This window comes from Scopulibacillus darangshiensis (assembly GCF_004341035.1).
Classification (GTDB): Bacteria; Bacillota; Bacilli; order Bacillales; family Sporolactobacillaceae; genus Scopulibacillus; species Scopulibacillus darangshiensis.
Window position 1 is genome coordinate 44,915 of record NZ_SLXK01000025.1, and the last position, 15,550, is coordinate 60,464.

The following is a 15,550-nucleotide window of genomic DNA, read 5'->3' on the forward strand; positions in this document are numbered from 1 at the left end:
TTGTGGGTTCATTTTAAGAAAGGGTGTATCTGAATGAATGAAATGCAAGAATATCAAATAGTGGTACAAAAGGTGGTTCAAGAAATTCGGAACAATTTAGAAAATAAAATAACAATGGATGAGTTAGCTGGTTTAGCTCACTATAGTCCTTACCATTTTAATAGGATTTTTAAAGGGGTTATGGGAATTCCTCCTAAAAGGTTTTTAGGTGCACTCAGAATAGAGAAAAGTAAAGATTTATTAGAGAAGACATCTAAAAGTATTACAGATATTTGTTTAGATGTAGGATATAGCAGCTTGACAACCTTCTCAAACCTATTCACAAAAGAAGTAGGTCTATCTCCATTAAAGTACAAAAAAGGAAATCGTCTAATAAAAAAAGACCACACCATAGAGGCAGATAAAATTATAGGTCGTTTAACCGGATCGATAATAATACCTAATAATTTTAATGGAAAGATTTTTATGGGTGTTTTCCCAACAAGTATCCCCCAAGGGAAACCTAGGCATTGCATAATTTTGAAAAATGGGCCGTTTTTTAACATCAATTTAGATGCCAAAGGAAAATTTTATTTGCTGGCGGTGGCAATTCCCGATAATAACTCTGAATGCTCGGATTTAAGGGGGAAGCAAAAGAAATATGTAGCTTCATACGGACCATTTACTACAAGTGATGGACCAGTTAACGAGTACATTGACTTGACTTTTCATTTGCAGAACCCAACCGATCCCCCAATATTAACTGGATTGTAGTAAAGATGTTAATTTAAATTTTTTATTTATTTAAAAATAAGTGTGGAATTTACAAATAAAATTTAATCTTAGTTGAAATAATATTAGGATAACAAACCCGATTCCCTATAATTAGGAAAGTCGGGTTTGTTATATTTGTTCGTTTTAAGTACACCCTTGTTACACATTTAAAAATAGCGTAAGATCAATATATATAAAAGTTCAAATAGGGTTGTTCAATATAGGGGGTACCCGTTTATGCTTATCGGATATGCAAGAGTAAGTTCTTTTCAACAAAATTTAGAAAGGCAGATAAGGAGTTTAAAAGATTTTGGTTGCAACAAAGTTTTCGCTGATAAAATATCTGGGAAAAATTTTGACCGACCTGAATATCAAAAAATGAAATCAAAGTTACGATTTGGAGATACGCTTGTTATTCCGTCTTTAAGTCGCTTAGGCAGATCGAAACAAGGGATTTTAGATGAATGGAAAGAATTAATGAAAGAAGATATTGATATTGTTGTATTGGATATGCCGATTCTTGACACAAGGAAATATAAAGACCTTGAAGGGATTGGCCAACTTATTACTGATATTGTATTACAACTATTGTCTTGGATGGTTGAAGAAGAAAGAACAAATATAAGAGAAAACCAACGGCAAGGTATTGAGATTGCCAAAATTGAAGGTAAATACAATGGGAGGAAGGTGAAATATCATGCCAACGCCACTGGTAAAGACAAAATCATTTATGACAAGATCATAGAAATGCTGAATCTTGGGAAAAGCGTGATCGATATTCATGATGCAACTGGCGTAGCGAGAAATACGATTTATCGAATTAAACGGGATAAAGAAAATAATGAGAGAATTTAATCCAAACAAACACAGCCAATATATCTATAATATGGAGGATGAATGTAATGGATAATAAATTAACCATCATTATTGTCACTCATCAGTTAAATCCTTTCATTCTTCAAACTTTTCCCTTTACCTGAATGTGCCAACTGCAAAGCTATAGCTTAATAGAGTAATTGTTTGCTAAGCTTGTTACAGGTGAAGTCTTATGTTTATTTATCCACAGTTATTAGAAACAAGCCCAGAGCCGTTTGATCACTCTGACGTCATCTGGGAGCCTAAAATGGACGGGTTTAGGGGCATCCTAACCAGATTTGATGGGAAAACCACGTTGTACACCCGGAAAGGAAATGTTGTTACAGACCGTTTTCCGGAATTTTGGGAAATTCCGGCTTCAGGAGACTTCATTCTTGATGGTGAAGTCATCTGTTATGACCCCCAAAATAAGCAGATTGACTTTGAACTTGCTATGCAGCGCTTTTCAACCAAAAGCCATTCAAAGGTTCTATATAAAAGCAAAACCCTTCCTTGTGTTTTTGTTGCTTGGGATATTCTTTTTTATAAAGGAAAAGACTTGCGACAAACACCCTTGATCAAACGAAAAGTAATACTAGAAAATGTATTAGAGGAAAACGAACATTTTCTGAAGATCAGGTATATAGAAGGACAGGGAAAAGCGTATTTCAATAGCATTAAAAAGATAAATCTTGAAGGGGCTATTGCGAAATTCAAGCAATCCTTTTATGTATCCACGAATCCACCAACGGCTAAAAGATCAAACCATTGGCTTAAGGTAATCAATTGGAAATATACCAATGTCTATTTAACAGGTTACCGTAAAAATCCTGAGTTCGGATGGCTTGCAGCCATAGAGGAAAATGGCCAGATTAAACCTGTTTGCATTATAGAATATGGTGCAACACCAAAGGAACGTCAAGCGTTTTACGGGGTTGCAAAGTCTCTTATTACAAAAGAGGATAATGAAATGGTTTACCTCAAGCCGGCAATTCGAGCAAAGATTAAATTCCGGAATTGGACCCGAAAGGGTTATTTAAGGACACCTGTGTTTGAGGAATTCATTTTATAAATGGCGGACTTTAGTCCGTCTTTTTTTTCTTCAGGCTAATCGAATACTCTATTGCCATTTCTGCTCCGTTACTACACAGGCCCAATACCATTTTTTAAACATGAAAATCCATATGTGGTTTCTCCTGTTTATAATAGTCTAATCTATCCTGCAAAACACCAGTATGAAATTCGAATTTATGACCATCGGGATCAGTAAAATAAATGGATTTCTTATCTCTTTTATCTCTAGGACGGCCAGTTAAAATATTTACACCCATTTTTTCTAATTTGTTGTATATACTATCAAAGTCAGTCTCTTCAATTGAAAAAGCAACATGAGTGTATGATTGACTTATTTCATTACGAGGAATGTCTTTCTCTAAATTAAGTGCCAGCCACATGCCATTCAAATCAAAATAAGCAGTACTTCTTCCTTTAACCAGTAATTTAGCACCAAATACATCTTGGTAAAACTTTATGGACGTTTCTAAATCAGAAACTGAAAATAAAAAGTGGCTTAGTCCCTTCACAAACAACTACATCACCTCAAAATAGTTATTTTACATAATGGCCCCGATCGCTGAATTTAAATAAACCAGCACACTAGATAATTGTATCAATATTTATAATAAATTATCAGAATTAATATAAATAATCAAACTTTATTTCCAAGCCACAACACACGCGAATCTATTAATGGAAAACTATTTAAGACCTTTTCATGTTATAATTTGAGCAATAGTTCGGATCAAGGGTGGTCGGCGCACTCCTGTTGATGTCTTGTCTTACGACATGCCACAACGAAAGGGGGTGAGCCTATCACCGTCTATGAAAGTCTTATTGTGATGATCCAGTTCGCAGCACTTGTGGTTGCGATCTTGTCATTTCCAAGAGACAAAAAATAGACCGCCCTTGTTATCGCAGGCAGCGGTCTATTTTTAACCGTATTGCCGACCCCCTTGAAGGGGAACCGACTATTACTGACCGTATGAGGTAGGACTCATGCGGTCTTTATTAATGTACTTAGCTTGTACCTATATTATACCACTTTTAAATACTTTTAAAAACGTTATCATTTTTTGTTCGGGAATAAAATCCGATTATCAGCTGCCGGAGGTATTGAATGTTCGTCTTTTTACCTCTTCCGGAAGTTGGCCAATATTTATTTGTTCGGTTTTAGGTCAATATCCCCAACTGCTATTTGCTAAAAAACTTAAATTATAATAAACACGGCTGTTTGAGCCACTATTTATCAATTTCCAACGTAATGTCTCACTCTTGGGACAATCAAAAGTTGATGAACGTGACGTCCCATTTCTTTTTGGATGCATCGTCCTATAATAATGCCAATGACCATTCACCTTATGTTCTAAAATAAGGGTATATCGTCCACCTGCGCTACTATGGCTTGTAGTAGTGATTTGCATTTGACCCGTATGACCAAGCGATGTAAAGGTTTTGGTGTAGACATAGTTCGAAAAAGACCCACTCTTATGTACTGTAGTCCAATTTGCAGAAGCTTTTTGAGGGGTACTAAGGCCCACAAACAATGTGAATATCAAAGCAAAACTCAATATCGCACTTATTAATATTTTCTTTTTGATCATCCTTGTTTCCCTCCTTCTTTTAAAATAATAAACTATAACTTTTCAATAATATCACTTTTTTATAGACTTTTGTAGTGGTTATATCATCGTGGATGTGGAGGAACTTTTAACCCTCCACAAACAATAAGTCACCAATTTTAGGTGGCTTCACTATTTTTTCAGTTAGTGACTGGCTCAAATTTTTTATTTATAGCATCCATTACAATTTCAGCACCTTCACGACTAAGTACCAGGTTCCCATTATTTAAAATGAGATTATTAGTATCCGTCTCACCAGTTATTTGGCATGTCATATCGGGGATATATTTTTTTAAAACGATCCGATCATCTTCTAAAAAAATCTCAAGTGGATCTTTTTCCTGAATGCCCATAGTTGTCCTCAATTCCTTTGGTATAACGATACGACCTAGTTCGTCAACTTTTCTAACAATTCCAGTCGATTTCATTTGCTTCATTCCCTCCGTAAAATGGTGTTGTTCATTATTTTTAGATTAGCATTTTATCACAAAATTACAATCATTTAGTTTAGAGTTGGAAGTTATTCAGGCGAAATAACCCAACATAAATAATGTCGAGATTTTTGTCATAGTTATAGGTTATAAATATAATGCTACAATTTAAGTACACATTAGCAAGAGCAATTGTAGCAAGTGCCCACCCCATTTTATGCGTTTTTTCACCATAAAAGCCCACCTTTTTAATCATCATTCCTGATTTCTTTTATTCCTTATGACATCTTCGGAAGAAAAAAGGCAGGAGGAATGATTTCATTCCTCCTGCCTTTTATTTTATAACTCTTTCATCGATCCATGATTTAACCTTTTCGGTCACTGTGAAAGTTGATTCCTTCACTTCATCTAACAAGATACTGATAAACGTTCCAAAAGATATATCTTTATTATAAGGGTTATTTTTAGTGATATATTTATAAATCTCTTTGAGCTGCTTCATCCTAACAGCGTCTAATTCACTTTTGACATGATTGGAAATATATGAATTTATAATATCTGTGTTTTTCACCGATAAAGCTAACAAAGCCCCTGTTGCGGACGATGGTGGGATATCAAGAGAATAAGCTAGCCTTGCTAACTGGTCATGATCTTTTTGAGAAAACCTCATTGTTATTCGTCTTTTTTGTATTCCTTTTTCAAATGAAAACGTCTCACCCTCCAAATGCCCTGCATACAAAACATTGTTGTTTGCCCAATAATCACGTTTGATAAATGAAGATAAATATTCAAGAACGGCTGTTGAATATAACCCTCTTTTGGAAATAATAACCCCGACATCTTTAATCGGCACACTGGTAATATATGAAAGCCGACTGACAGTTTCATAAAGTTGGATGGGAATTGTTGGTTTAACATCTCTTTTTTTATCGGCCCTTATCTTCCTCTTCTCTATTGTTTGAGTCATCCAATCCCTCACTTTCCGTTAGGCCAATGTCCCAACGTCCTAGACTTAATCATATATATATGAGGGGAGAGGGAGGGGTTATGTATCTTTAGGACATTTTTTTGGTTATTTTTCTCTTTTTATTTTTCAATGGAAAGCCGTACTTTTCGCTATGTTCAAATCCCTTTTTCATTATCTTATTTACTTCTTTTTGACTCATTTTTACAGCCATATGATCATCTCCTTTTAAAAGCATTATCGACAAGCACCTAAACACTTATACACTCCCAAACCTTATTTTGGGGTGCCACCAGCATTTTGACGTTTGACTCACGCTAAGACAATATCTCCATAAAAAACCCGGAATTCTTTACGCTAAGAATATTCCGGGATACATTATTAGATTTTGAATTATAGTGTTCCATTTTCACCCATTTAGGGTATGCCGATATATGCTATAAAAGAAAGGAGCAAAACATTTTAATTTTTTTCAAATAATGTTAACATTGTCAACAATCCGTGCTATAATAATGTTGACAATGTTAACAGGAGGTTTTTCCTATGAAAAAGGCGACCAAAATAATTAATGACCGTTTCCCCTTCGTTGAAGAAAAACTGGCCACCAATGAAAATTTATTTTTGGCTACAGAAGCCCTTGATTCTTTAAATGATATTGAAAAGGTTTTTTTAAGGCTCGCTTGGTTCTTTGAAAATCCCAATACGGAATCATTTGATTTAAACACCTTGTATAAATCGTTAAACGATGACTGGTTAGAATTAGCATTGGAATGTGTTGTTTTATTTTTTAAAGAAGATACGGTTTTAATACAAAAGCCTAATTTTTCTGTTCTCCGGGAAGATGACGATTATTTAAATCAAAACCAGTTCGCTAATTACCTTTCGGATCAAGGATTGCCTTATAATCGATCTAAGCTAAATGTTTATTTAAACAGAGGGTTGATTCCTGAACCTGATTTGAAAGTCGCTAATAAGTCTTACTGGCGCCTGTCTGCCGTGAAAGCTTTTTGCGATAAAGAACAGTTAAAGTAAGTGATTGATGAAAATAAATAGCGAACACGGAAAGGAGGTATAAAATGCCATTATTATTTAAATAGTTTTCAGCTTTCAAGATATTTTTCTTTATCCTCCGTAATAAAAAATGTCCTAAGTGCGGAAGTCCCTTGTTGGTAATGGGGAAGGGCATTTCGAACTAACTGAAAAAGGGTTTAAAAGAGAATGTAAATGTGGGGCAAGCGTTCAAACAGGTTTTGCAAAATCAAATCAATTTAGTTGAGAAATTTATAATCGATGCTATTGTTTACAAAGGAAAGACTCATAAATCGGGCTAATCAATCTTACTTAAATATTTTTCGACGGACTTTAGTCCGTTTTTTTATGCCTTCAGGCCAAAGAATAACCACTGCTTGGGTGACAGCACTAACGGATCGTAGAATAGCAAACTACGCTATCCAACGATCCGATAAGTGTCGCTTCGCCTTAAAATGGTCGATCATAACGGTCTGTACGGCTGAGCCTACACACCGTAAATTCCTGTCCATTTCTTAACAGACGAACGAGTCAAAGATCGTCTCCGACGGCTTGAAACCTAGTTTTCAAGACTTCCTACGCTCGGCGCTAGCCGTCAAAGGATGAAAGGGGGAAACCACCCTTATCACTCCTTTGGTCATTCCTAGCTTTTGGGTTGAGAGCAACCCGTCAACTCCTTAAATTCCTTCCACTTCGTTCCAGTCAGACATTTACCGTTGACGGATACGAAACAGGCATTCCTACCGTTTTTATGATGAAATAACATAAATTTTGTTTAAGATATTCGCAATTAAATGTTGACTTTATCAACATTTAGGCGTATAATTATAACTATAGAAAGGGGGCGAGAAACAGACCCGACACCACAGCTAAAATTCAAAAAGGTCGGTTCTTAAATATCCCAATTTCAATTCAAAGGAGCAAAAGACAATGGAAACAACTTATGAAATCCAGCGCATTAAACAAGTGGTTCAGGAGGTCGAGGAAGGTGTCAGATACGTTATTCGCTCGCCAATAGACGCAGTGGAGATAGCAACAAAATTTATTGGCGACGATGATAGAGAGATTTTCTTCGTTATGTGTCTGAATACGAAAAATCACGTTTTGGCCGTTCATCGTTGCCACATCGGGGCGTTGAACGCTAGTATCGCTCATCCGAGGGAAATCTTTAAAGCAGCTATTCTTAATAACGCTGCAAGCATTATTGTTTCACATCAGCACCCGAGTGGAGATACCTTTCCTTCCAGTGAAGACATTGACGTTACTAAAAGGTTAGTGAAAGCCGGAAGAATCATAGGGATTGACGTATTGGATCACATTATTGTAAACCATAAAGCCGATTATACTAGCCTAAAAGATAAAGGGTTCGTATAAAAAGGGGGACTCCCCCCCTTTTTATACCCTTTGCGATTGAACTAGAGTTAGATATTTAATAAGGAGGGATAATATGGGTTATCCAAAAGCCTATGCACCCAAAGAAGGCTATAAGTATCAATTGCTCGGTAAATTTAATCGAGATGGCGATTTTGAACATATCGGTTACGGTGTGGACGAAGAAGATATCAATCACTTGATGAAAGAAATCTCTGAACGTGATGTTGTGTGCCAATTCCACATCTTTCAACTACCAAAATAATAAGGAGAGATTACCATTGATTTTACAATTAACTCGCAAATCGGGAGCTATGGTGTTTATCAACACACATCAGATTTCATCTTTTGAACATCATGAAATTCCATATAATATCTCGGCGACACAGGTCACTATGACAACGGAGGTTTTAATCGTTAATGAGGCACCCGAACAAATTAAAAAAATGTTAATCAATCGCTAGTTATTTTACAAAGTTTTTCGCCCCCAACACAGCAAATTGTTCTATTTAATTGTTGACTTTATCAACATTTGAGTGTATAATTATAAGTGTAGAGAGGGGGTGGAATGCCATTCTGGCATACAGCTAAATCTTAAACGCCAGGTCTTATCCGTCCAATTTTCAACACAAAGGAGAAAAAATGGTTATTGAAATCATTAGAGCAATCATCGGATTAGGGCTTTCCACATTATTCATTTTATGGATTTTAGATAATGTGAAAAAAGAATCAATCAAAACTTTCGCCCTTCTCGTTTACTGCTTACTGTTTATTGTCATTGTTACTCATTTAGTTATTCGTCTCTTTTTCACTTTTCTTTAAGAATGAAAGGAGTGCCAAAAATGCCGTTCACTATTCATTGCAAAACGTGTGGAACCCGTTCAGCAAAAAGCTACCTTTACAAAAAGACAGCACAAAACCAAATCAATAAGGGGGTCTGGAAACGCCACAAAGACAACTGTCATGTTATTAAAGTCGAAAAGGTGTACTAAAATTCAGGGGGCTTTCGCCCCCTCCCCCCCCAAGGAGGATCAAGATGGTTCCAGAAATAGAATGTCAAGTTTACCATGCGATAGTGATTAGAGACCATCAGGAACAATATACAAAACTTTTAATTTCAGTGACACGTCTCGACCCGTGGGAATTTGCTTCATGTCATTTTAAAAATTTAGATTGGACGCTACACGAATTGGAGGTTTTACAATGATAAGCAAAAAAGAATACATTGATCAGGCTTATAGAAAGATAGCTGAAATTTGCCACCACATGACAAATGACGCTTTAACGGAATACCTGATCATGTACGTTTATGAAATTGGTGCAACGGATGAAGTTGTTCATTATATTGAGCATTTTTACATGATGCAAAAAACGATTGCCAATAACGCAGGTGTCCCAATGCTTAAACAGGCCATTTCATTACTGGAAGGTGGCTTTGATCATGATCGAGTATGTCTGTACGCCATGTGATATCAATGAATTGATCTTCGGTATTGTACCTTTTAAGAGGTGCCCAAAGTGTGGCTTGTTGATGATGACCATTGAAAAGGATTGATTTCATAACAACAGGAGGGAACATCATGAGTGAATGGTCTTATTATAATCAGGTTATTCTAGAACATGGCATGAATACTATTGGGGCTAGTGAAGACTACTGGGATATCTACAAAAAGGCTGCGGTTGTTTGTTCGAACACCGATTCATTTTGGGGCGTTGCTTGTCATCCGGAAAATCTTTTTGACTTAAATACTAGGAGGTTAAACCATATGGCAAACTTAAAGATTTATAAAGTCGGGGATGATGAATACACGGAATATATTGCTGCTGAAAACGAGCTTGAGGCTTTAAGAGATTATAATTTACGGATGGATGATGTGCAGCAACCTGCGCTGAAAGCAGATGTTGCTCCTTTGGAAACTGAATTATTCTTTGAAGATGGTACTGCCGGTTATAAAAGAATGTCCATTAAAGATTATTTTAAAAAGTATATGATGAATGATTCCCATTATAATGGCCCTTTTCTTATCGGGTGGAATGAATGAATAGTGACACCTTGTATTGGAAGCAAGCTGTCCAGACAGCACACATTACACCATTTGCTTATTATAAAAAGGTTGTACCCCTCATAGAAGAAGTGAAACGGTCACGCATTTATGAAATAATGTATCAAAACAAACAGGATCAGGTCGACTATTTAAAAAAGAAACTAGCTGAGGAATGGTTGGTAAAACAAAGCCTTTTACAAGAAATAAACGATCTTAGGAATCACCATCACAGGCTAGCAAAATAGCATATGCCGTTAATATGACCATTTATTCTTAATCATGAGAATGATTTAAGAGTCACTTTTATCTCGCTCTCAAAATTAAAAGGAGGATTTGCTTTGTATAACTGGATGGACTATTACAAAGCCTTAGTTGACCTTTGTAATAAAATGGGTGTTAACGTCCCAAATGATGCCATTCATTGGTCCAGTAAAAAGCTTTGCAATTATTATCATTATCTGTTAAACACCTAGCCCATGTTGACATTCACAACATTCCGTTTTATACTAAAGGCACATTTGTGTTGAAATAGGATGTTTAAGTCCTAAAAGTGATATGGATTAGCTGCCATATCACTTTTAATTTGATAAAGGGGTTTCAATGATGACCAAAAAATACATTGGACAAAGGGAAATCGGTAACATGATGAGTGATTATGGTATCCCGGGCGATTACCGGAAGGTAAACGTGCTTTATAGTCGTGGTAAGCTACCTGAACCAAGTGTCTACATAGGCAAAAATCCTGGTTGGTTGAAAGAAGATATTGAAAAATGGCTTTCTGAATATCAAAAAACACAGAGACCATATAATAAACATTAAGGGGTATAAACAATGCATTCTATAGGGGTTGTTAGAAAGGTCGATAGACTAGGTCGCTTCGCCATCCCAGCTGAACTGAGAAAGGCCTTAGACATTTCACCAAAAGATCCTCTAGAAATATCTTTTGATAGTCACAACACATTGACTTTAAAAAAATACAGTCCCGGTACCACGTGTCAAATCACAGGTAAAACGGATGATGATAACCTTATCTTAGCCAAATACAACCTTGTATTGAGCCGTGAAGGCGCTGAAATGGTTATGAGGGAAATTAAAAGATACCTTCTAGAACATTTAAAAGACGAATTGGAAAGGATCAGCACCACGTCTGCATCTGTTTATAATGCAAATAAAAAAGCAGGAGAACCACACAGTAGTACCGTTTGTAGGCGTTTCAATATGACATTCTCAGAAATTGTAAAGTTGTTGGGTCTCAAGCCTTCGAAGGCTTTTTTGCCGAAAGATGAAATGCTTGAGCAGTTAACCATTGAATTTAATCGTATTGGAAGCTATAAGAAAAATGATTATGAGAAAAAGAGAAATAAAGCCCTTTTCCCTTATCCGAGGGTTTTAACCGCTCATCTCGATATGACATGGAATGACATTATTAAAGCATGTGGCTGTGAAAAAATTAGGCGATATAAAATAGATGAAGTCTCCGATCAAGTATTAATACATGAATATAAACAAATAAGTGACCAACTAAATCACCCGGCAACGGTCAGAGAACTTCAACAACTAACGGCTTTTAGCTACGACATATACCGACAGCACTTTGGGACGATAACCGAGTTAAGAAGGCAATGCGACTTTAAAATAGCCGATAAGGTTGATCTTCATGCCATTACTAAAGCCGAGTGTCAAAAACAGCTTTTAAATATTTATAAAAAGCATGGTCGCCTTTCTTATTCGGAACTTAAAAAAAGAATGGATATCAGCATGTCCACTCTTTTTAGAAAATTTAATACAACTAAAATCAATGATATTTGGAATGAGGTCACTGGAATTAATTTTTAATTTAAATTCAAGCAGGTCAATAATATAAAAAGAAATAGGTGGTTTTAAAGTGAAAGTCCACAGCATTTAAGAACCTTTAAAAAACCAGAAGTATACTGATCTGATTGCTATGTCTATTTGCTCTTATTACAAATACTATAAATACCAAGCCATAAATATTCGAAAGCCCCGGACAGTTGAGGCTTTTTTCATTTGCTCAAAAATAACTTGTAGGGGTAGAAAAGGGTTTACAATTACACGGAAACGTGTATAATAATAAGTAACAACACGGAAACGTGTATAAAAAAGGGGGGCAAACAAAATGGAAATCGAATCCCTAAACTGGTATGAAATGATTGTTGAAGCTGAAGGATCAGATTACATTGAGAATTATAGAACAAAGCAAACATTAGATGAGTTGAAAAGGAGCAGGAGGTTTGAAGGATTTGAAGGCATTCAGGAATCTGCTAAATGGAATCATAAAGGATCAGGAATGTTTATAAAAGCACGTGTCATGGAATCGGCAGCAGAAGATATAAGCATTGTTCAAGAATTTAATAAAAACTCCAAAACAGGAACAAAAGGACATTACACCATAAATGAACTTGAAGGATTTGATTTAGTAGATGTCTCTGGGTATGGCATTGTTGATAACTTCCTTGAATTCAAAAGGCAATATGAGGTTGAAGTTGCAAAAAAGTAGCTTGCCCGCTAGAGGAGGTGTATACGGCAAGTGAAGCAGAAGATAAATGGAGATTGCCTGAAGGATCAGTAAGACAATCATGTAATCGTGGTAAATTGAAAGATCATATTGGAGAACATGTTAAACGCTCCGGTAAAGTTTGGCTTGTTACAGATTATGTAATGAACGAATTATTCGGTAAACCTAAGGAGGAATTACAAATGAGAACATGGAATCGTGAAGGTTACAAAGTAAAAGAAAAGGAATTTGATCACGATTTACACGCATTTGACGTAATAAAAGCTGAAGATGTCATATCCACGATCACGCCTGCAACGATCGAGGACATGGAGCAGATCATCACAGACCTAAACAATGGCGAAGGTGTGGACGGTTGGGAAGATGGACGCGGGAATACGATCAGCATTTAACACCGAGGGGTTCGCCCCTCTCAAGGAGGGTGATTATAAAATGAACGAAAAAAACATTGAACTAGTGAAGGGATTTGAAGAAAGGGTCAGTCAAGGCCAGGAATACTTTTCCCGATTTACGCTTGATGGTTTTGATCCAAGGGACGAATCATTTATCGTTTCTGCTATTTGTAAAAAGTATGGTAAACAAGATTTCCCCGGTGTTGACATGACGGGTTTTAGAGTATTAGAAGCAACCAAAAAATTTATGAAGGGTGAGGGCCAGCACAAAAATAGACCAAAGGACAGGGTGCTTAAATTCTTGGAATGTTACGAGGAAAACAAATAAAGCCCGCCTCATAAGAGACGGACTAACCGGACGTTTGTCCAGCAATGGCAAATTTAATTATAACATAAGTCACCTCACAGGTGGCTTTTTCTTTTCCCTAAAACTCAACCGGATTCTGCAAAATCTTCACCATTTCACCGTTTTTAACCCCAAGATGCCCCTTTTCAATCAGCGAGCGCACAACATCCTTCAAATCGTTCTCACTTTTCCCCGTATAGGTTCTTAATCTTTCCAATGTCGGACTTCTGCCATGCAGTGATTCATTAACATAGATTCTTAATATTTTTCTTTCGGTGTCGGGTGTTGCTTTGGAATAAAGTTTGATCAAAGATACTTCACAAACTTATATTTTACGTTAAATAAAATTAACCCATTTTGAAAATAGATTGATCAAAACGGGTTAATCCCTTGTGAAACACTATGCAATTTTTATAAAAAAGATTGATCAATTTCTGGCTATGATCTTCCACAAACGCGCCCGATTGGTGAATAAAGGATTGGTGTAATAACTATAATTTCCTGTGCATTACAAATTGTGATTTGCTATTTTTAAAATTATTTTTTTCATAGAAAGGTATTAATTGTTCCTCAGAAAACAAACTTATTACGTCAATATAAGAAAGTTCATCTAACAATGTTGAAACAAGTTTTGTTCCTATACCTTCCTTTCGAAATGAACTATGTATAACGACATCCTCAATATACGCTCTAAATTTCCCATCCGAAACAGCTCTTGCAAAACCAATAAGAGCATCGTCTTTCCACGCACCAACAGATTGCACTTTATTTAACATTTCCTCAATTTCTTGTTCTTTTCTTTCCTCCCACCAACCTACATCATTATAAAGAATCATAATATCAATGGGTTTAATTGGTCTTTTAGTAAAACTCAAAATTTCTATATTCAAGTTATTGTCCTCCTGGGATTTTTTACTAGTTTCCCTAACACTCTCCCTGAAAAGTGTAAGGTGATGAAGATACCAACAACCTTTCTACACCATCTTTATGGTAAGGCATTAAATTATTAGCAGTGTTTACATCGAACCATTTTACCTCTGCAATTTCATCATTCTCTTCAATCGGGATTTCTCCGTCAATAACTTTTGCATTGAATGTGATAAGTATAGCGTGATGTTCGTGTTTTTTAAAAAAAGCTTCATTAACCGCAATTACATTTCCTACTTCGATTACTAAACCAGTTTCTTCTATCGTTTCTCGAATAACTGCTTGCTCTAACGTTTCACCTTTTTCTACTGCCCCACCTGGTAGTGACCATCCACCACCTTTGTTATTAACCATTAAAACTTTTTCTATTTTATCATCATAGACAAACGCATAAACAACATCCACTCTCTTCATAGCGTATCCCCTTTTAATAATTGTTTTTAAACCATAGTAGCACAACATTATTCAACTAAACTGCTAGTTAGTTTAACACACCTTTATTCCGTTATCTGGCCCGTTTGTGGCATTGTCACAATCCGTCTTGTCAATGTAATTGTATCAAACCTTTTTATAAATTATCGGACTTTATAAAAATGATCAATCTTTATTATAAATAATCAAACTTTATTTCAAAGCCACATCGGGAAGCATTTAAAAATCATCAACCATCGGATAAATATCCTCTTCACTAATTCCTACATTTGTAATCAATTCAAACTTTAATTTCACGAGATCCCTATTTTTATTTTGTACATACAATACCTTATTCAGCTGATCATATCGCTGCGCAAATCCCACCAATTGCTCTATAAAACCATTCTTATAATAATCCACTATCACAGGTAGCGCTTCACCCATCGCATCACATAAAACCCGGTCAATTTCCTCATATTCTTGCTCGTCTAATATTGGTTTTTCAATCTTTTTATAGTCGGCTTTCCATTGTCTCAATGCTGTCATGTGTTCTGGCAACATTAGTGATGTCCACTTAATTGTTCCGCGGTCTTTGACCATTTCAATCACCTCACTTGCTATTATACACGAATGTATGTTCGATTAAAACCCAAAACAAAAGGCAAGCTGAGTAAACCCAGCCTGCCTAAGCCCCTTTTTATGTAAACATGAAAAGGGTGATAACATTTCATATCATATCAGCTTTTATCTCACATTTCAATTTTTATTTTTTATTCCTTGATGCGATTATTGAAATCCTCAATCTTACT

27 protein-coding genes and 1 pseudogene are annotated in these 15,550 nt (G+C 35.9%); 19 read left to right on the top strand and 9 right to left on the bottom strand.

All coding sequences use genetic code 11. The features are described from left to right. Positions 1–33: 33 nt before the first annotated feature. The 3 genes from EV207_RS15320 (at position 34) to EV207_RS15330 (ending at position 2,680) form a co-directional block, all read left to right on the top strand. Positions 34–753, top strand: a complete 720-nt coding sequence (locus EV207_RS15320; RefSeq protein WP_132747034.1) for a helix-turn-helix domain-containing protein — start codon at positions 34–36, stop codon at positions 751–753. Positions 754–990: 237 nt separating this feature from the next. After that, positions 991–1,608 carry a recombinase family protein gene (locus EV207_RS15325; RefSeq protein ID WP_132747035.1) on the top strand — a complete coding sequence of 206 codons (618 nt, stop codon included), beginning with the start codon at positions 991–993 and terminating at the stop codon, positions 1,606–1,608. Positions 1,609–1,801: 193 nt separating this feature from the next. Continuing rightward, on the top strand, positions 1,802–2,680 hold the full coding sequence (locus tag EV207_RS15330) for an ATP-dependent DNA ligase (protein ID WP_132747036.1): 879 nt from the start codon (positions 1,802–1,804) through the stop codon (positions 2,678–2,680). A 94-nt stretch (positions 2,681–2,774) separates the two neighbouring features. Here EV207_RS15330 and fosM read toward each other — a convergent pair whose 3' ends face one another. Continuing rightward, complete coding sequence (gene fosM / locus EV207_RS15335; RefSeq protein WP_132747037.1) at positions 2,775–3,197, bottom strand: FosM family fosfomycin resistance protein; 423 nt, start codon at positions 3,195–3,197, stop codon at positions 2,775–2,777. A gap of 282 nt (positions 3,198–3,479) precedes the next feature. Here fosM and EV207_RS23940 point away from each other — a divergent pair, with 282 nt between their 5' ends. After that, positions 3,480–3,566, top strand: coding sequence for a putative holin-like toxin (locus EV207_RS23940; protein WP_424511377.1), 87 nt, complete (start codon positions 3,480–3,482; stop codon positions 3,564–3,566). 276 nt (positions 3,567–3,842) lie between these two features. On the opposite strand, the gene EV207_RS15340 is transcribed toward EV207_RS23940, so the two are convergent. The 4 genes from EV207_RS15340 to EV207_RS23740 all read right to left on the bottom strand — a co-directional run bounded on the left by EV207_RS15340 (position 3,843) and on the right by EV207_RS23740 (position 5,895). Further along, complete coding sequence (locus EV207_RS15340; protein WP_132747038.1) at positions 3,843–4,268, bottom strand: hypothetical protein; 426 nt, start codon at positions 4,266–4,268, stop codon at positions 3,843–3,845. 158 nt (positions 4,269–4,426) lie between these two features. After that, on the bottom strand, positions 4,427–4,714 hold the full coding sequence (locus tag EV207_RS15345; protein ID WP_132747039.1) for an AbrB/MazE/SpoVT family DNA-binding domain-containing protein: 288 nt from the start codon (positions 4,712–4,714) through the stop codon (positions 4,427–4,429). Positions 4,715–5,051: 337 nt separating this feature from the next. Next, positions 5,052–5,684, bottom strand: a complete 633-nt coding sequence (locus EV207_RS15350) for a hypothetical protein (protein WP_132747040.1) — start codon at positions 5,682–5,684, stop codon at positions 5,052–5,054. 88 nt (positions 5,685–5,772) lie between these two features. Continuing rightward, positions 5,773–5,895 (bottom strand): hypothetical protein, encoded by a 123-nt coding sequence (locus EV207_RS23740; RefSeq protein WP_279389198.1) that lies wholly within the window; start codon positions 5,893–5,895, stop codon positions 5,773–5,775. Between the two features lie 329 nt (positions 5,896–6,224). Here EV207_RS23740 and EV207_RS15355 point away from each other — a divergent pair, with 329 nt between their 5' ends. The 15 genes and pseudogenes from EV207_RS15355 (at position 6,225) to EV207_RS15415 (ending at position 13,382) form a co-directional block, all read left to right on the top strand. Continuing rightward, entirely contained in the window at positions 6,225–6,713 is a 489-nt protein-coding gene (locus EV207_RS15355) for a hypothetical protein (RefSeq protein ID WP_132747041.1), read from the top strand. A 118-nt stretch (positions 6,714–6,831) separates the two neighbouring features. Further along, complete coding sequence (locus EV207_RS24000; protein WP_481405335.1) at positions 6,832–6,957, top strand: DUF3797 domain-containing protein; 126 nt, start codon at positions 6,832–6,834, stop codon at positions 6,955–6,957. A gap of 683 nt (positions 6,958–7,640) precedes the next feature. Beyond that, entirely contained in the window at positions 7,641–8,084 is a 444-nt protein-coding gene (locus EV207_RS15365) for a JAB domain-containing protein (RefSeq protein ID WP_132747042.1), read from the top strand. A gap of 73 nt (positions 8,085–8,157) precedes the next feature. Then, positions 8,158–8,346, top strand: coding sequence for a hypothetical protein (locus tag EV207_RS15370; RefSeq protein ID WP_132747043.1), 189 nt, complete (start codon positions 8,158–8,160; stop codon positions 8,344–8,346). 16 nt (positions 8,347–8,362) lie between these two features. Continuing rightward, on the top strand, positions 8,363–8,545 hold the full coding sequence (locus EV207_RS15375; protein WP_132747044.1) for a hypothetical protein: 183 nt from the start codon (positions 8,363–8,365) through the stop codon (positions 8,543–8,545). A 739-nt stretch (positions 8,546–9,284) separates the two neighbouring features. Then, on the top strand, positions 9,285–9,551 hold the full coding sequence (locus tag EV207_RS15380; protein ID WP_132747045.1) for a hypothetical protein: 267 nt from the start codon (positions 9,285–9,287) through the stop codon (positions 9,549–9,551). A 110-nt stretch (positions 9,552–9,661) separates the two neighbouring features. After that, entirely contained in the window at positions 9,662–10,123 is a 462-nt protein-coding gene (locus tag EV207_RS15385; protein ID WP_132747046.1) for a hypothetical protein, read from the top strand. Next, positions 10,120–10,371 (top strand): hypothetical protein, encoded by a 252-nt coding sequence (locus EV207_RS15390; protein WP_132747047.1) that lies wholly within the window; start codon positions 10,120–10,122, stop codon positions 10,369–10,371. The genes EV207_RS15385 and EV207_RS15390 overlap by 4 nt, the downstream gene beginning before the upstream one ends. A gap of 93 nt (positions 10,372–10,464) precedes the next feature. Continuing rightward, on the top strand, positions 10,465–10,599 hold the full coding sequence (locus tag EV207_RS23745; RefSeq protein WP_279389199.1) for a hypothetical protein: 135 nt from the start codon (positions 10,465–10,467) through the stop codon (positions 10,597–10,599). Positions 10,600–10,726: 127 nt separating this feature from the next. Next, positions 10,727–10,945: a hypothetical protein gene (locus EV207_RS15395; protein ID WP_132747048.1), complete on the top strand. Its 219-nt coding sequence runs from the start codon at positions 10,727–10,729 to the stop codon at positions 10,943–10,945. Positions 10,946–10,957: 12 nt separating this feature from the next. Next, entirely contained in the window at positions 10,958–11,962 is a 1,005-nt protein-coding gene (locus tag EV207_RS23945) for an AbrB/MazE/SpoVT family DNA-binding domain-containing protein (RefSeq protein ID WP_165886966.1), read from the top strand. Positions 11,963–12,263: 301 nt separating this feature from the next. Further along, positions 12,264–12,644, top strand: a complete 381-nt coding sequence (locus EV207_RS15405) for a hypothetical protein (RefSeq protein ID WP_132747049.1) — start codon at positions 12,264–12,266, stop codon at positions 12,642–12,644. A gap of 17 nt (positions 12,645–12,661) precedes the next feature. Further along, a pseudogene (locus EV207_RS23505) lies at positions 12,662–12,820 on the top strand (helix-turn-helix domain-containing protein); the annotation flags it as partial. 24 nt (positions 12,821–12,844) lie between these two features. Beyond that, a complete protein-coding gene (locus EV207_RS23150) occupies positions 12,845–13,054 on the top strand; it encodes a hypothetical protein (RefSeq protein WP_165886967.1) in 210 nt (69 codons plus the stop codon). Positions 13,055–13,094: 40 nt separating this feature from the next. Then, positions 13,095–13,382 carry a hypothetical protein gene (locus tag EV207_RS15415; RefSeq protein ID WP_132747050.1) on the top strand — a complete coding sequence of 96 codons (288 nt, stop codon included), beginning with the start codon at positions 13,095–13,097 and terminating at the stop codon, positions 13,380–13,382. Between the two features lie 97 nt (positions 13,383–13,479). Here EV207_RS15415 and EV207_RS15420 read toward each other — a convergent pair whose 3' ends face one another. From EV207_RS15420 to EV207_RS15435, 4 genes are all read right to left on the bottom strand, one after another. Further along, positions 13,480–13,710, bottom strand: a complete 231-nt coding sequence (locus EV207_RS15420) for a hypothetical protein (RefSeq protein ID WP_243647106.1) — start codon at positions 13,708–13,710, stop codon at positions 13,480–13,482. A 181-nt stretch (positions 13,711–13,891) separates the two neighbouring features. Further along, the gene (locus EV207_RS15425; RefSeq protein ID WP_132747057.1) at positions 13,892–14,236 is read right to left on the bottom strand and encodes a GNAT family N-acetyltransferase; all 345 of its coding nucleotides are present in this window, start codon (positions 14,234–14,236) and stop codon (positions 13,892–13,894) included. A gap of 88 nt (positions 14,237–14,324) precedes the next feature. Next, positions 14,325–14,741, bottom strand: a complete 417-nt coding sequence (locus EV207_RS15430; RefSeq protein WP_132747051.1) for an NUDIX hydrolase — start codon at positions 14,739–14,741, stop codon at positions 14,325–14,327. 237 nt (positions 14,742–14,978) lie between these two features. Further along, positions 14,979–15,341 (bottom strand): YolD-like family protein, encoded by a 363-nt coding sequence (locus EV207_RS15435; RefSeq protein WP_132747052.1) that lies wholly within the window; start codon positions 15,339–15,341, stop codon positions 14,979–14,981. Positions 15,342–15,550: the final 209 nt, after the last annotated feature.

Coding starts and splice junctions, on each gene's coding strand:
- EV207_RS15320 (WP_132747034.1), top strand. CDS start 34: ATGAATGAAATGCAAGAATATCAAATAGTGGTACAAAAGGTGGTTCAA.
- EV207_RS15325 (WP_132747035.1), top strand. CDS start 991: ATGCTTATCGGATATGCAAGAGTAAGTTCTTTTCAACAAAATTTAGAA.
- EV207_RS15330 (WP_132747036.1), top strand. CDS start 1,802: ATGTTTATTTATCCACAGTTATTAGAAACAAGCCCAGAGCCGTTTGAT.
- EV207_RS15340 (WP_132747038.1), bottom strand. CDS start 4,268: ATGATCAAAAAGAAAATATTAATAAGTGCGATATTGAGTTTTGCTTTG.
- EV207_RS15345 (WP_132747039.1), bottom strand. CDS start 4,714: ATGAAATCGACTGGAATTGTTAGAAAAGTTGACGAACTAGGTCGTATC.
- EV207_RS15350 (WP_132747040.1), bottom strand. CDS start 5,684: ATGACTCAAACAATAGAGAAGAGGAAGATAAGGGCCGATAAAAAAAGA.
- EV207_RS23740 (WP_279389198.1), bottom strand. CDS start 5,895: ATGGCTGTAAAAATGAGTCAAAAAGAAGTAAATAAGATAATGAAAAAG.
- EV207_RS15355 (WP_132747041.1), top strand. CDS start 6,225: ATGAAAAAGGCGACCAAAATAATTAATGACCGTTTCCCCTTCGTTGAA.
- EV207_RS15365 (WP_132747042.1), top strand. CDS start 7,641: ATGGAAACAACTTATGAAATCCAGCGCATTAAACAAGTGGTTCAGGAG.
- EV207_RS15370 (WP_132747043.1), top strand. CDS start 8,158: ATGGGTTATCCAAAAGCCTATGCACCCAAAGAAGGCTATAAGTATCAA.
- EV207_RS15380 (WP_132747045.1), top strand. CDS start 9,285: ATGATAAGCAAAAAAGAATACATTGATCAGGCTTATAGAAAGATAGCT.
- EV207_RS15385 (WP_132747046.1), top strand. CDS start 9,662: ATGAGTGAATGGTCTTATTATAATCAGGTTATTCTAGAACATGGCATG.
- EV207_RS15390 (WP_132747047.1), top strand. CDS start 10,120: ATGAATAGTGACACCTTGTATTGGAAGCAAGCTGTCCAGACAGCACAC.
- EV207_RS15395 (WP_132747048.1), top strand. CDS start 10,727: ATGATGACCAAAAAATACATTGGACAAAGGGAAATCGGTAACATGATG.
- EV207_RS23945 (WP_165886966.1), top strand. CDS start 10,958: ATGCATTCTATAGGGGTTGTTAGAAAGGTCGATAGACTAGGTCGCTTC.
- EV207_RS15405 (WP_132747049.1), top strand. CDS start 12,264: ATGGAAATCGAATCCCTAAACTGGTATGAAATGATTGTTGAAGCTGAA.
- EV207_RS23150 (WP_165886967.1), top strand. CDS start 12,845: ATGAGAACATGGAATCGTGAAGGTTACAAAGTAAAAGAAAAGGAATTT.
- EV207_RS15415 (WP_132747050.1), top strand. CDS start 13,095: ATGAACGAAAAAAACATTGAACTAGTGAAGGGATTTGAAGAAAGGGTC.
- EV207_RS15425 (WP_132747057.1), bottom strand. CDS start 14,236: ATGATTCTTTATAATGATGTAGGTTGGTGGGAGGAAAGAAAAGAACAA.
- EV207_RS15430 (WP_132747051.1), bottom strand. CDS start 14,741: ATGAAGAGAGTGGATGTTGTTTATGCGTTTGTCTATGATGATAAAATA.
- EV207_RS15435 (WP_132747052.1), bottom strand. CDS start 15,341: ATGGTCAAAGACCGCGGAACAATTAAGTGGACATCACTAATGTTGCCA.